Annotated in this window: 10 protein-coding genes, 2 pseudogenes and 1 riboswitch; of the genes and pseudogenes, 8 read left to right on the top strand and 4 right to left on the bottom strand. The window is 34.3% G+C overall.

The features are described 5' to 3' along the window. Positions 1 to 18 precede the first annotated feature (18 nt). Positions 19 to 2064, top strand: coding sequence for a class I SAM-dependent methyltransferase (locus DN393_RS27080; RefSeq protein ID WP_064476417.1), 2046 nt, complete (start codon positions 19 to 21; stop codon positions 2062 to 2064). A 27-nt stretch (positions 2065 to 2091) separates the two neighbouring features. Beyond that, a pseudogene (locus DN393_RS27075) lies at positions 2092 to 2235 on the top strand (radical SAM/SPASM domain-containing protein); the annotation flags it as partial. A 170-nt stretch (positions 2236 to 2405) separates the two neighbouring features. Here the strand turns inward: DN393_RS27075 and DN393_RS27070 are convergent. Then, positions 2406 to 2930 carry a GNAT family N-acetyltransferase gene (locus DN393_RS27070; RefSeq protein WP_064476416.1) on the bottom strand — a complete coding sequence of 175 codons (525 nt, stop codon included), beginning with the start codon at positions 2928 to 2930 and terminating at the stop codon, positions 2406 to 2408. Positions 2931 to 3072: 142 nt separating this feature from the next. Between DN393_RS27070 and DN393_RS27065 the strand changes: the two genes are divergently transcribed. From DN393_RS27065 to DN393_RS27055, 3 genes and pseudogenes are all read left to right on the top strand, one after another. Beyond that, the gene (locus DN393_RS27065) at positions 3073 to 3771 is read left to right on the top strand and encodes a response regulator transcription factor (RefSeq protein WP_064476415.1); all 699 of its coding nucleotides are present in this window, start codon (positions 3073 to 3075) and stop codon (positions 3769 to 3771) included. Further along, positions 3761 to 4828, top strand: a complete 1068-nt coding sequence (locus tag DN393_RS27060; protein ID WP_149174120.1) for a sensor histidine kinase — start codon at positions 3761 to 3763, stop codon at positions 4826 to 4828. The genes DN393_RS27065 and DN393_RS27060 overlap by 11 nt, the downstream gene beginning before the upstream one ends. Positions 4829 to 4910: 82 nt before the next feature. Beyond that, a pseudogene (locus tag DN393_RS27055) lies at positions 4911 to 5820 on the top strand (M23 family metallopeptidase). On the opposite strand, the gene DN393_RS27050 reads toward DN393_RS27055, so the two are convergent. Further along, positions 5810 to 7105 (bottom strand): Nramp family divalent metal transporter, encoded by a 1296-nt coding sequence (locus DN393_RS27050; RefSeq protein WP_064476413.1) that lies wholly within the window; start codon positions 7103 to 7105, stop codon positions 5810 to 5812. The pseudogene DN393_RS27055 and the gene DN393_RS27050 overlap by 11 nt on opposite strands. A 492-nt stretch (positions 7106 to 7597) precedes the next feature. On the opposite strand from DN393_RS27050, the gene trhO reads away from it, so the two are divergent. Beyond that, on the top strand, positions 7598 to 8557 hold the full coding sequence (trhO, locus tag DN393_RS27045) for an oxygen-dependent tRNA uridine(34) hydroxylase TrhO (protein ID WP_000246220.1): 960 nt from the start codon (positions 7598 to 7600) through the stop codon (positions 8555 to 8557). A 173-nt stretch (positions 8558 to 8730) separates the two neighbouring features. On the opposite strand, the gene DN393_RS27040 is transcribed toward trhO, so the two are convergent. Continuing rightward, complete coding sequence (locus DN393_RS27040; protein WP_064476412.1) at positions 8731 to 10206, bottom strand: hypothetical protein; 1476 nt, start codon at positions 10204 to 10206, stop codon at positions 8731 to 8733. Positions 10207 to 10380: 174 nt separating this feature from the next. Here DN393_RS27040 and panE point away from each other — a divergent pair, with 174 nt between their 5' ends. Further along, the gene (panE, locus tag DN393_RS27035) at positions 10381 to 11325 is read left to right on the top strand and encodes a 2-dehydropantoate 2-reductase (protein WP_078183608.1); all 945 of its coding nucleotides are present in this window, start codon (positions 10381 to 10383) and stop codon (positions 11323 to 11325) included. Positions 11326 to 11380: 55 nt separating this feature from the next. Here panE and DN393_RS32235 read toward each other — a convergent pair whose 3' ends face one another. Further along, the gene (locus DN393_RS32235; RefSeq protein WP_000031869.1) at positions 11381 to 11509 is read right to left on the bottom strand and encodes a hypothetical protein; all 129 of its coding nucleotides are present in this window, start codon (positions 11507 to 11509) and stop codon (positions 11381 to 11383) included. 138 nt (positions 11510 to 11647) lie between these two features. Next, positions 11648 to 11794: riboswitch (cyclic di-AMP (ydaO/yuaA leader) on the top strand. 143 nt (positions 11795 to 11937) lie between these two features. Here DN393_RS32235 and DN393_RS27030 point away from each other — a divergent pair. Continuing rightward, positions 11938 to 13764 (top strand): APC family permease, encoded by a 1827-nt coding sequence (locus tag DN393_RS27030; protein ID WP_000254869.1) that lies wholly within the window; start codon positions 11938 to 11940, stop codon positions 13762 to 13764. Positions 13765 to 14227: the final 463 nt, after the last annotated feature.

Raw genomic sequence — 14227 nt, 5'->3', positions numbered from 1 at the left:
TACTGAAATTGATTATATATGGGGGTAAATAAGGTGAAAAATATTGAGATTCTAAATAAATACATTGAAGGGTTTTCTAATATTCTCCCTACGTGGTTAAAGTATCTAATCGAGGCAGAGGAGATACATCAAAACTATGAGAATGTACAAGTACTTGGTGAATTAAAAACAGATGCGGTGTTGTACTATGTACACCGTACGCTGCAAGTGTTAGATGGATTGTCTTTAGATGAAGAAGCGTATCGCATTATTGAAAAAGTACTAACGTATAGTGAGCTTGCAAAGGTAGGCTCTTTAAAACAGCGAGAGAAATGGAAGAAGAACGGAATCAATCTATTGGTACATAACGAGGGTTCTGCTGATATCTTTAGTGATATTCAGTTTATCGAACATATAGAGACAAACTTAAACTCTACTGAGTATTTGTTTGTTCGAGATTTAATTAGAACACATGGATTAATCGGGCAGTATATCCGCGGAGAGGCTCGTTTGAACTCTCATATTGATTTAATTGACACATATAAAGAAGAATACGGAGACGTTAGGTTAAAGGAGATTCTATACTATCTTAATCAATGTATTATTGAAGGTGTATCAAAATCTTTGTGGAGCGAAGTAAAGAACGATGTGAAGATTACAATTGATGGGCTATTTGATGGTTATGTGGAGCCATTTACTTCTCGTGTACATAGACTCACGCCAAAACATAAGGAGTCAGTATTTGAAAAAGATATAATTATGGGGAGCGAGAAGAGAAACGTTCAAACATTTTTATCTGATAAGGATTTGTGGTATGTAGAACCGTCTATGCATGCCCTTAGCTTCGAGGATATTTGGACAGTTTTTGTTATGTTAAAGAACGAGATAGGAACTAGAAAGGTTCAACATATCCATTTCGAGAAATTGATGCAGCAGTTGCACTATGATTTCAAAGGTGAGAAGAAGGACAATGTGTATCGTAAGCGGGTTATTGAGAAGTATCTACGGGAGTACCGTGAGAACGAGAAGCCGGATACAACACATGTTTCTTTTGAGATTAAAGTCGATGAAGATATGAAGACTGCGTATGTGTCGTTTCAGTTTTCTGCTGTAGGTGAGGCGTTAATCATCTTCTGTGTAGAGGCAGAAAAGATAGATATGATGCATGCTCGAGCAAATGTACTGCTCTTTGATTTCTTCGGGTTACGAAAGGACGCATATGATAGATTCCATAACGAAGAAGTGTATTTGGAACATATGAATAGTTCGGCTGATGATAAACGAATTATTCTTGATTATATAAAGGGAGATACGGTTGTAGATGTTGGAGCTGGTGGTGGTGTTATGCTAGACATGATTGAAGAAGAGACCGAAAATAAACGAATCTACGGTATCGATATTTCCGAAAACGTGATTGATACGTTGAAAAAGAAGAAACAGGACGAAGGTCGTTCTTGGGACGTCATTAAAGGGGATGCAATCAACTTAGGTAGTTCGTTTGATAAAGAATCGGTTGATACGATTGTATATTCTTCTATCCTTCATGAACTGTTCTCTTATATCGAGTATGAAGGGAAGAAATTCAATCATGAAGTAATTAAAAAGGGGTTACAGAGTGCTTACGAGGTGATAAAGCCAGGAGGTCGTATTATCATTCGTGATGGCATCATGACTGAAGATAAAATGTTAATGCGTGTGATTCATTTTAAAGATGCAGGTGGAATGAAGTTCTTAGAGCAGTATGTCCGTGAATTTAAGGGGCGTATAATCCAGTATGAGGTACTTGCAGACAATACAGTCAAAATGCCTGTTAACGATGCGATGGAGTTCTTATATACGTATACATGGGGTGAGGATTCCTTTGTTCACGAGGTGCAAGAGCAGTTTGGAATCTTTACGCCAAACGACTATAAGGATTTCGTAAAGGGTATCTTTGGAGATAAAGTAAACATCGTTCAAGCTATGAACTATTTACAGGATGGATATACACAACATCTTAGCGAGAAAATCGATTTTAAAGATGAGTCTGGGAATGCGGTTGTGCTACCGGATAGTACGTTCTTTATGGTTTTAGAAAAGAGGTAATGATATTGAAAACTTATAAAAAGTTTAGTTTGTGGGTTTCGATATGTTTGTGGAGGATCTCGTTCTAAATCATATGCAATGACGGGAGATTACATGGAAAGCGAACCTTTCTGTGTATACATTCCAAAAGCATTGCGAAAACAGAAAAAGAACGTAAACAAAGGGACATGAGTAAGAATATGCTCATGCCCTTTGTTTAGATTATATAATTTATTGTACTTCGCATCAGTCGTATGATGATCTAAGAAATGAAAAACGCTCGGTTTCCCATCTTTCGTTAAAAATCCACTATCTTGATTCATTATGCTGAAACGAGTTTTTACGTATAATTTCTATTAAACTCATTTTAATAAAGAATAATAATTTGTATCATATGGGATATCATCTTGATACATATAATTTTTTAGAACGCCTTCTTTTTCAAATCCTAATTTTAATAGCACTTTATTGGAAGCCTCATTTTCAAGAAAGACAATTGCCCCAATCCGCTTTAAGTGAAGTGTGTGGAAACCGTATGATATAACGTCAGAAACAGCTTCCGTCGCATATCCTTTTCCCCAGTGTTCAGGGAGAAAGGCATAACTTATATTAGCTCGTTTATGCTCAGAAGACCAATCGTGAAAACCAATGGTACCAATGAGTTCTTTCTTGCCTTTTAATTCAATTCCCCACTTTATACCACTTCTTGCATTGTAACTCAGCTTAAAGTTATGAATGACTTGTTTCACATGATCAACATTTTGTAATGGTTTTTGGCCATAATAGCGCAGTACGTCAGTATTAGAAAAGCATTGTAGTATACTCGGTGCATCTTCTTCGGTAAGTTCTCGTAAAATGAGTCGGTCGGTTTTTAATATAGGAAACATACTTTCACTCCATTTCTTCTGAAACTAGAATGTGTTGTTATTATATAATTTAGTCTGAAAATAAAGATTATTCAAGAGGGAAGTATGGTTTTAATTTGTGATAAAATTGATTGTGGAATATATTTCAAAAAGAGGTTTGTATATGGAGAAAAACTCAATTTTAATTGTAGATGATGATCAAGATATTGTTCGATTTGTTAACGCGAATTTAATGCAAGAAGGTTTTAAAGTTTTTAGTGCTCATAACGGAGAAGAGGCTTTAAAAATAATAAATAATAACAGTATTCAACTTGCTATTTTGGATATTATGATGCCACATATGGATGGGATAGAATTGTGTAGAAGGATTAGAGAGAAACATAGTTTACCAATTATGTTTTTAAGCGCGAAATCATCGGATGTAGATAAAGTAATTGGGTTTAGTACTGGGGCAGATGATTATATTGTGAAGCCGTTCAGTACAATTGAATTTATAGCGAGAGTGAAAGCTCAATTAAGAAGGTATACATATTTCAATCAAAATGCTGCCCAAGTAATAGAAATGAAAATAAACATTAGAGGGTTAGAAATCGATGAAGTGTCGAGAACAGTAATGTTATATGGAGAAACAATCAATCTTACGAAAACTGAATATGATATTTTGTACTTAATGGCCGCTGCAAAGAATCGTGTGTTCACTATTGAAGAAATATATGAGAGCGTTTGGAAAGAAAGAGCCTATGAAAGTAATAATACAGTAATGGTTCATATTGCAAGATTAAGAAATAAAATTGAAGCGAATCCAAAAGAGCCGAAGTTTATTCAAAATGTTTGGGGAGTCGGATATAAAATTGAAGATTAAATCATTACAAGGCATTAGAGCTAAGTTTTTTATCGCATTCATATGTAGCATTTTGTTAGCAACTGTAAGTATAATAGCGTTTCAAATTGTAGTTGGAAATATATATAGTCATATTACTGGATTAGAGGAAAAATATTCATTGTTATATTTAATAGCTTTTTTAACTTTTACTACAATATACTTTGCATTCATGACAAAAACAATGATGAAAAGGTTATCTGAAATAAATAAGAACGTGAAAGAAATAAGTAATGGTAATTTAGAAATACATATACCTATTTCAAAAAATGACGAGATTGGTGAATTAGCAGCGAATGTTAATAGAATGGCTAAAAGTTTAAAAGAGTCTATCGAAAATGAAAAAAAATCGCAGGAAATGAAAACTGAAATGATTAGTAATATTTCTCATGACTTACGAACACCTGTAACATCTATAATCGGTTACGCGGACCTGTTAGGAAATCAGCTTCATTCAAATGGAGAAGAATGTGAACAGTATGTAAGTATATTAAAGCGAAAAAGTTATGAATTGAAAAATCAAGTAGATGATTTATTAGAATATTGTCAAATAAATTATAGGGAGATTGAATTAAATAAAAGTGTAGTAAATATGAAAGCGTTCATTGAACAAATCATGATTGATTTTGTACCATTACTAGATGATGCCGATATGAGCTTTTATATTAACGGTGATAAGGAGTTACATGTGGAAGTGGATGTAGCGCTTATGGTGAGGCTGTTCGAAAATGTAATTAATAATAGTATTATGTACGGGAAAGACGGAAAACAGATTTTGATTCAAATTTCTAAAAGAAACATGAATGTTGAAATAGAAATTGAAAATTTTGGACAATGCATTCCGAATGAGAACCTTCCTTACGTTTTTGAGAAGTTTTATCGTGGTGAAAAATCACGTAGCTCTCATACGGGTGGAAAAGGAATGGGACTTGCAATTGCGAGAAGTATAGGGGAACTTCATAAAGGAGATATCACTGTACGTAGTAACGATAAAGAAACGGTTTTCACTATCGTTTTACCGCAGTATAAAGAAATATAAGAAAGTCGTAAGTATTTCTTTTGTATGTCGTAATTTTCACTTCGTATCATGTAGAACAAAGATATGAGAGTGGGGATACAACATGTGGAAGAAATATGTATTAGTAATTTTAGTTGCGTTTTTAATTATAAGTTGGAGTGTAGTTTATTTAGCTAATGGTGTTATAATAGTCATTTTTTGGTGGATTATACAAGCATTTAGTTTAGTATCAATCTTTATTTTGATAGGTTCAGTATTACTATTTGTGTGGAAAGGCATTTTCAGAAAGCGAATAGATAGAACGCTACTCTTCATCGTTCTTTTCTCTATAATTGGAGCTTGGCCTTTAGGGTGGTTTGCTAACATAGGCGGACTTGCTTACCCAGCAGATGTACATTCTATGAGCCCTAAAATAGTCGTTCGTTTTCCTTTAAATGAACGAGCACTAGTGGGCTGGGGCGGCGATCGGTTAGAAACGAACTATCACGTTATCAAACCAAATGAACGATGGGGCGTATGATATTCTTATTCCGCCTGCTGAAGTGAAAAGTAGTATGTTAGAGGATTATGGAATATATGGGGCGGAAGTAATGGCACCAGCTAATGGAACAGTTGTATCAATCAATAATGATGAAAAAGATATAGTTCCGGGATCGGATGATTTCCAGTCAATGGCGGGGAATCATGTTTATTTACGACTAGACGAATCAGGGACATTTATGGTTCTGGCGCATTTAAAGAAAGACTCAATTAAAGTGAGGGAAGGACAACATGTAAATGAGGGAGAGGTTCTTGCTCAAGTCGGTAACTCAGGAAGTTCAAGTGAGCCGCATTTACATATACATCACCAAAGGCAGGATCCATCCAAGGTGAGTATATTTTTCTCGGAAGGATTACCACTTTACTTTCGAACTGAAAAAGGTGCGATAATGCCAGAAAGAGGTACATACATAAGTGGTAATGAAAAAAGGTATTCCAGTTTTATTGGAATACCTTTTTTCATTATCCTATAAATGTTTGATACAGTAAGAAAATATTTAAAATGATAACAAGTGCAGCAATAATCCAAGCGAAAAAGGTTGTTATGCGGTGGTTAACGAGTGCACCCATAATTTTTTTACTGCTTGTAAACATAATAAGTGGTACTAATGCAAAAGCAATACCGAATGATAAGACGACTTGGCTCATGACTAGAGCGTAAGTTGGATTTACTCCTAAAGCGATAATAACTAAGGGTGGAATCATTGTAATAAAGCGGCGTAAATATAACGGAATATGCATTCGAATGAATCCTTGCATAATAATGTCACCTGACATTGTACCGACAGAAGAGCTAGATAGTCCTGCTGATAAGAGCCCAATTCCAAATAAAGCAGCCGATACTGGACCGACTAAAGTACTGAACTGGTTAAAAGCAACATCAAGATCTTCAACATGCAAGCCATTTTTAAAGAATAGTGCAGCAGCAACAATTAACATACTCGCATTAATTGCTCCAGCGATAACCATTGCAATAATGATATCAATAAATTCGAAACGGAAAATCTTTTTCTTTTGTTCGTCAGTTGTTCCAACCACGCGGCGTTGTGTCAATGCAGAATGTAAATAGATTGCATGTGGCATTACTGTCGCACCTAATATCCCTGCTGCAAGTAATATACTGTCTACACCTTGGAATTTCGGAATAAATAGTCCGGAAAGAAGGGGACTTAATTCTGGTTTTGCATAAAAAACTTGGATTCCAAATGCTATTACTACAATAAAAATCATCCCTGTAATAATAGCTTCTAGTGGGCGAAATCCTCTGCGTTGAAACTCAAGAATAATAAATGATCCGACTGCTGTAATTAAAGCAGCTGGTAACATAGGAATTCCAAATAATAAATACAATCCGAGTGCTGCCCCGATAAATTCAGCTAAATCTGTAGCCATAATAACGAGTTCACCTTGTATCCATAAGCCGATAGACACAGGTTTTGGAAAGTGCTCGCGAGCTATTTCAGGTAAATTATTTCCCGTAGCAATTCCTAATTTAGCTGATAAAGTTTGAATTAATACTGCCATTAAGTTAGAAGCGAATATAACCCATAATAGTAAATATCCGTATTGTGAACCAGCTGCGATATTTGTAGCAAAGTTACCAGGGTCAATATAAGCTACGGATGCGATAAAAGCGGGTCCTAAAAACGGTAACAGTCGTTTCCAGCCTTTCGTTTCGCCACTTAAAGCTAAGTGTGCGGATTGAACAGTTGTACTTTGAGAAGGGACTTGTTCATCTTTTGATATATCTTTATTCATAGTAGTTTTCCCCTTTGAAATGTTAACTTGATGAAATTATTGTAAGTATTCTTATTGTTTATTTCAATACATTTAGATGTATTAGATGATATTTTTATTTGAACACAAATGTTTCCTTAGTGCAAATTATATGCCTTGCTGCAATAGATGGTGTCGTGTTATAAAAAATTGGGAGTTTATGGTGTGATGACGTGGGGAAACATAATGAATTAAAGGGCTATTTTTGAAATTTATGTGAACATAAAGCCTATAATACAGCATATTAATTGATGGAATTGCATTTGTATGATATATAATATATTGGGATTACAACTTAACCATAGTGTTTTGATGTGTAATCTTGTTTTTTATTTTTGTTAACTTATAGAAAATAGTATAAAGAGAAGAAAATGGGATGCATAAAACTTTGGATACATTTTCTTATTATATATGTTTTGATATGAACGTTAACTTATACATGATTTTAAAAATTAGATAGGTGGTAGAAATACATTGGCAACTACAAAACCATACAGAGTATTACTATATTACATGTATACAACAATTGAAAACCCTGAAGAATTCGCTGCAGAGCATTTAGCATTTTGTAATTCACTTGAATTAAAAGGAAGAATCCTTGTAGCTAAAGAAGGAATTAACGGAACTTGTTCTGGAACTGTAGAACAAACAGAGAAATACATGGAAGCAATGAACAACGATCCACGCTTTGACGGTATCGTATTTAAAATAGATGAAGAAGAAGGGCACGCATTCAAGAAAATGCACGTACGTCCTCGTCCAGAGTTAGTGACACTTCGTCTAGAAGATGACATTAACCCACACGAAATAACTGGAAAGTATTTAGAGCCAAAAGATTTTTATGAAGCAATGAAACAAGAAGATACAGTTATTATTGATGCACGAAATGATTATGAGTTTGATTTAGGACACTTCAAGGGTGCAATTAAACCAGATATCGAATCATTCCGTGAATTACCAGATTGGATTAGAGAAAACAAAGAAACACTTGAAGGTAAAAAGATTTTAACATACTGTACAGGCGGAATTCGTTGTGAGAAGTTTTCTGGTTGGTTAGTTCGTGAAGGTTACGAAGATGTAGGTCAGCTTCACGGCGGTATTGTAACGTACGGCAAAGACCCAGAAGTACAAGGTGAGCTTTGGGATGGACAATGTTACGTGTTCGATGAGCGTATCTCTGTACCAGTAAACCAAAAAGAGCATGTTATCGTTGGTAAAGACCACTTTACAGGTGAACCTTGTGAGCGCTATGTAAACTGTGCAAATCCAGAATGTAATAAGAAAATTTTATGTTCTGAAGAAAACGAAGCAAAACATTTACGTGCATGTTCTCATGAATGTCGTGTACACCCACGTAATCGTTATATCGTGCAACACGAATTAACTGAAGAGCAAGTAGCTGCTGCATTAGAGAAAATCGAAGCAGGAAAGTAAGATAAATTAGTGTAATAAAAAAGTACTCCAAATTTTATTTTGGAGTACTTTTTTTACTATGCGGTACTTTTTTTGTCAGTTTTTGTCGGTAAGTCGATAGAATTTAAAAATCGCTAATAAAAATTTCATTTACTGAAGCGTACCACGTATTTGTAATTTGAAAATAACCTTCTTTACTTCTTATCATCTTTCTCTTTCACAGCAGAAAGTACAGTTTGTTTTACCCATGATTTTCTTCGTTTATGTTGTAGACTCCATTGGTATAAACTTTGCGCGCCTAAAATAAATGAAATGACTATGCCGCTGATTGCTATTAAAAGTGCGAAAAATTCAAGTGGCGACGAGATTTTGTTTGAATCGGTGTTTCTTAAAAGATCAATCATAGTAAACCCTAACATTTGGCCTACTACAGAGTAGAGCGTTAAAATTAATAGTAAAAGGCTATCTTTTTTAGAAGCGACATTTTCTTGATATTTAAACAAACTATCGAGATTTTGTTTTGCATTCGAGTAAAGTACTTCAATATTAAATAGTTTTCTTAAGCGGAAAAAAATATCTTCACTCTGTGATTGGGATACTAACTCTAAAGAAAAGTAATTCGCTGTAAATGAATTGATTGAATAAATTAATTTCTCTATTTCATTTGTATCTTGATCAATGTTTAGTTCAGCATAAGCGTTTGCCATTTTTAATAAAACAACTTTATGAAATAGATTTAATAACAAAGCGTAATAAAACTCTCCGTACATTTGACTAGCAAGTTTAGCGAATTCGTGTTCATCCTCGTTTGTTATACATGTGAAAATATGTTCTTCCATAATAAAGTAGCGATTAGGAGCCCATCTTTGATAAGAATGTTTTGTTAAATAATCTTGAATATAAGGAACATTATTTGCGCTAATATAGGGCTTGCCATTGTCTGTTAATCCGGAAAGACTGGAAGCTCGGTATACATCGATTACATGAAGGTCTGACTTTTTGTTTATGGATAATAAAGTTTGTACATACATTCGTTGATCTTCAAAGAAGGGGAATGTTTGAAAGTAAGAACTCCGCAATCTCTTTTTCTCAAAGAAGTCTGTTAAGCCATGAAATAAATCGCCGAATATGAGCTTCTCTACTTGTGAATATTGTTTTCCGTTACATTCAATACAGATAGTTTCAGTTGTATCATTTTTAGTTTCAAGGACACGGAAGCGGGCGGCAAATTCGATTGCTTCTGACAATGTCATGTTTGGAGCGGTTTCTACTTCTGTCCGAATTGTTAAGAAGCCAAGCTCATAAGGACAAAGTGTTACGTCAATAGAATGAATTTTGAATGGAACGGAAATCAAATTTGTTGTTAAATGTCCAGTTAAGTTAAGGTCTTTAGAATAGCGCTGCAATCCTTTTTGGTGCTCTGAGTGAGGAAATAGAATTTTATTTGTAAATGAAAGATAGTATGCTTCCATATTTTGATGTGAAACTTGAAACTTTCCGTAGTATGTATTTTCATTTTCAAGATGATCGAGTCGAAAAGGGCGAAAATCATTTTTCTGTAAGAAAGGGAACATATTTTGTTCATATCCGGTTTTAAAAGAAAACGGGAATATAAATTGAAATATAGCTGTTGCTACATCTTTTTCCTCGATTGTCTGTATTGCCTCCATTTACATTGTTTCCTTTCATATATGCTATAAAAACAACATGCCCAAATTTATTTGAAAATAACCACTGTTTTATACTTGATTAAGAATGAAAATTCAGCTTATTTAGTAGAGGACATGTATAATGTTATGTATACTACATGTTATAAAATTGTATTTTGAAAAGGGGGATGTTGTATGCGTATTTTAGTATTAGGAGCTGGTGGCGTCGGAGGATTTTTTGGTGGCCGATTAGTCGAAAAAGGGGAAGATGTTACGTTTCTTGTTCGTAGTAAAAGAAAACAGCAATTAGAGGAAAAGGGACTTGTTATTCGTAGTGTGAATGGGGATTTTTCCTTCCAACCGAAATTAATAACGAAAGAAGATCGAACTTCTCCATTTGATGTCATTTTATTTTCAACAAAAGCGTATCACTTAAACGAGGCGATTCAAGATTTGAAGCCGTTTGTAGGTGAAAATACTGTCATCATTCCATTGTTAAATGGTATTGCTCATGTATCACTATTACAAAAAGAATTTGGTGAAGAGAAAGTGATTGGCGGTCTATGTTTTATCGAGACGACGTTAAACGATCAAGGAGAAATTGTACAAACTAGCGCTGCCAACAGACTTCTGTTTGGAGAAATGAAGTTTCAAGATTCAGAGAGAATACAGCATATTGCTAAAGCATTTGCAGGTACGAAATCTAGTTTTGTTTTAAGTGAAAATATTACGCAAGATATGTGGCATAAATATTTATTTATTACTGTAATGTCAGGTGTGACAACATTAATGCGTGCACCAATAGGACCGATTCGTGAAAGCGAAGGTGGACGTGATTTTATTCAAAACTTATTTGAAGAATGTGTGCAAATCATGAGATATATAGGGGCACCAATTAAGGAAGATATTGCCCAGGAACATATGAAAACAATTGATAAAATTTCGTATGATATGAAGTCATCGATGCAGCGTGATATGGAAAAAGGTTCGTCCATTGAAGGGAAGCACATACAAGGATACTTACTAGATGTAGCAGAACAGTTTTCTATGGAAGCACCATTATTGGGTGCGGTATATCAAAATTTAAAAGTGTATGAAGAAATGATCTTTAACAAATCAGCAATAGAATTGGATGTATGAAAAAATAAAAAAGAAAGCAATATATAAGTGTATTGCTTTCTTTTTTTATGACAACTTATTTATTTCTTTTCGTTCTATCTGTCAAATTTATTTCCTGTTCACGTTTACCGTATAATTGATTAATTTCATTTGCTAATGCATCTAAATAGGAATCGGAAAAAATAGGCTTCTTTTCTTTAGACATATGGGTCTCCTTTATCGTTTTTTAGTATTCATTATGTATATTTACCAGCGGATTATGCGCAATCATTTTATTTTTTTCTTTTTCAAAATTTTTGTTTACATTTTGAAAATAAAGGAGTATTATAATCCACAGTTTCAATTTTCTAAATCGCTGAAACCGCATGGTGCGGGGGACCCGTTCTTATGGATTAGTACTTAATCCAATGGGGTGAATCCTTGAAAAAGGTAGGGCTACTCATAGGCCCGAATCCGACAGCTAACCTCGTAAGCGTTATATTGAGAAGGAAGGTGGAGCTTGTGCGACAAAAAATATAATGTCTACAAGTCTATTTCGTTATGGCTTGTAGACATTTTTGTTTTCTGAAGAAATTGTTTATCCGCTGTAACTAGCAGAATCGTTCGTACAAAATTATTGGAGAGTGGACAGCATTGGTTTCATCTATTAAAAGGTTTTTAATTGGAAGACCGTTAAAATCAACTGAGTTAGGAGAGCAAAAGCTTAATAAAACGAAGGCGTTAGCCATTTTATCTTCTGACGCATTGTCATCGGTTGCATACGGACCAGAGCAAATTTTAATTGCTTTAGCAGGTCTTGGAGCGATTGCTTATTGGTATTCAATTCCAATCGCTGTTGGGGTATTAGTGTTATTGACAGCCCTTATTTTATCTTATCGTCAAATTATTTTTGCTTATCCTCATGGCGGAGGCGCGTATGTTGTATCAAAAGAAAATTTAGGGATGAATCCAGGGTTAATAGCTGGAGGATCTTTATTAGTCGATTATATTTTAACTGTTGCAGTAAGTGTGTCCGCAGGTACAGATGCGCTCACATCAGCTTTTCCAAGTTTACATGCACATAATGTAATCATTGCGATTATATTTGTTATATTGATTACTATTTTAAATTTAAGAGGGGTAACGGAATCAGCTTCCGTTTTAGCATATCCGGTTTATTTATTCGTTCTAGCACTATTTATATTAATTGGGGTAGGGATATACAATATTTTAACTGGTCACGTTTCACCGACTTTACACACGCCGATTGGAACGCCGGTTGCGGGAATTAGTTTGTTCTTACTGCTACGAGCATTTGCATCGGGTAGTTCGGCTTTAACAGGTGTTGAGGCAATCTCTAACGCAATTCCAAACTTTAAGGATCCTGCACCTAACAATGCAGCGAAAACATTGCTTGCAATGGGTGCATTACTTGCCGTTTTATTTTCAGGAATTGTCTTTTTAGCTTATTATTACGGAATTAATCCAAGTAAGGAAGTAACAGTTGTTTCACAAATTGCTGAACAAACTTTTGGACGTAATTTCATGTACTATTTCATACAAGGTACAACTGCTTTAATATTAATTCTTGCTGCTAATACAGGTTATTCTGCATTTCCACTATTAGCAGTTAACCTTGCAAAAGACAAATTTATACCGAGAATGTTTACGATTAGAGGAGACCGCCTAGGTTACTCAAACGGTATTATTATACTTGGGATAGCTTCGATTATTTTAATTGTAGCTTTCCAAGGGCAAACAGAACATTTAATCCCGTTATATGCAGTAGGTGTATTTATTCCATTTACACTTTCTCAAACGGGTATGGTATTAAAATGGCTTCGTGAAAAACCTGAAGGATGGGCTTTGAGATTAACGGTTAATTTAATTGGTGCAGTTATTAGTTTTATCGTAATGAGCATGTTCTTTTTAACTAAATTTGCACAAGTTTGGTCAATCCTTATTTTCTTACCTGCCATCATCTTCTTGTTCCATAGAATTAAGAAGCATTACGATGCAGTGGGCGATCAATTGAGTTTAAAAACTTGTGAACCACTTGTTCCAATTGAGGGAAATGTAATTGTCGTTCCTGTAGCGGGCATGACTCATGTGGTGGAAAATTCATTGAACTATGCGAAGGCTCTTTCTGCAGATCAAGTTATCGCTGTATATGTTGCTTTTGACAGAGAAGAGGAAAAGAAATTTGAAGAGAAATGGAAGAAGTGGCAACCTGAAGTAAGACTTGTTACCTTACATTCTCACTATAGAAGTATTATTCAACCGCTAACAAAGTTTATTGATACAGTGCAATATAAAGCGAGTGAATCAAATTACCGAGTTACTGTCGTTATACCACAGTTCATTCCGAAAAAAGGTTGGCATAACATTCTTCATAATCAGTCTAGTTTACTCATTCGTGCGTATTTACTCTATAAAAGAAATGTTGTTATTACAACAGTTCCATATCATTTGAAAAAGTAAGAAGATTTTTTAAGGATAGCTTTACGAAAGTGAAGCTATCCTTTTTGTGTATACGCTATGCATAATTGCATATGAACCTAAAAGATATATTGATATAATTTTTATATCTATAAGTAAGTAGGAGTTTTTGTTGTGATATATGGATATTTCAATTGAAAAAGTGAAGTGGATTATATTTTGAAATAAGGACAGGAAAGCTTGAAAATAAAGGGAATGAAAATACTTCTTTACGATAGATAAATAGCTGTGTTTAAATGACCTTACAGTACAAAACTTACATGAAAACAAAACGAAATTTCATATTTGCGTACGTTATTTAGCTTAAAATGAATAATATTTTTATGTAATATATTCACTGTGTGAATGTGGAAATGGCTATGAAATAGAAATTTTATACAATGTTATTCATACTAATCACATATGAAATGTTTTAGAACGATAAGTGAGTACTGTAGCAATAAAA

Origin of the sequence: Bacillus sp. BPN334 (assembly GCF_008368885.1) — a bacterium.
Classification (GTDB): domain Bacteria; phylum Bacillota; class Bacilli; order Bacillales; family Bacillaceae_G; genus Bacillus_A; species Bacillus_A wiedmannii.
This window is presented reverse-complemented; position numbering and strand designations above follow the sequence as displayed.

What these genes read in the sequence shown, in the direction of transcription:
- DN393_RS27080 (WP_064476417.1), top strand. Translation starts at nt 19, where the DNA reads ATGGGGGTAAATAAGGTGAAAAATATTGAGATTCTAAATAAATACATT.
- DN393_RS27070 (WP_064476416.1), bottom strand. Translation starts at nt 2,930, where the DNA reads ATGTTTCCTATATTAAAAACCGACCGACTCATTTTACGAGAACTTACC.
- DN393_RS27065 (WP_064476415.1), top strand. Translation starts at nt 3,073, where the DNA reads ATGGAGAAAAACTCAATTTTAATTGTAGATGATGATCAAGATATTGTT.
- DN393_RS27050 (WP_064476413.1), bottom strand. Translation starts at nt 7,105, where the DNA reads ATGAATAAAGATATATCAAAAGATGAACAAGTCCCTTCTCAAAGTACA.
- DN393_RS27040 (WP_064476412.1), bottom strand. Translation starts at nt 10,206, where the DNA reads ATGGAGGCAATACAGACAATCGAGGAAAAAGATGTAGCAACAGCTATA.
- panE (WP_078183608.1), top strand. Translation starts at nt 10,381, where the DNA reads ATGCGTATTTTAGTATTAGGAGCTGGTGGCGTCGGAGGATTTTTTGGT.
- DN393_RS32235 (WP_000031869.1), bottom strand. Translation starts at nt 11,509, where the DNA reads ATGTCTAAAGAAAAGAAGCCTATTTTTTCCGATTCCTATTTAGATGCA.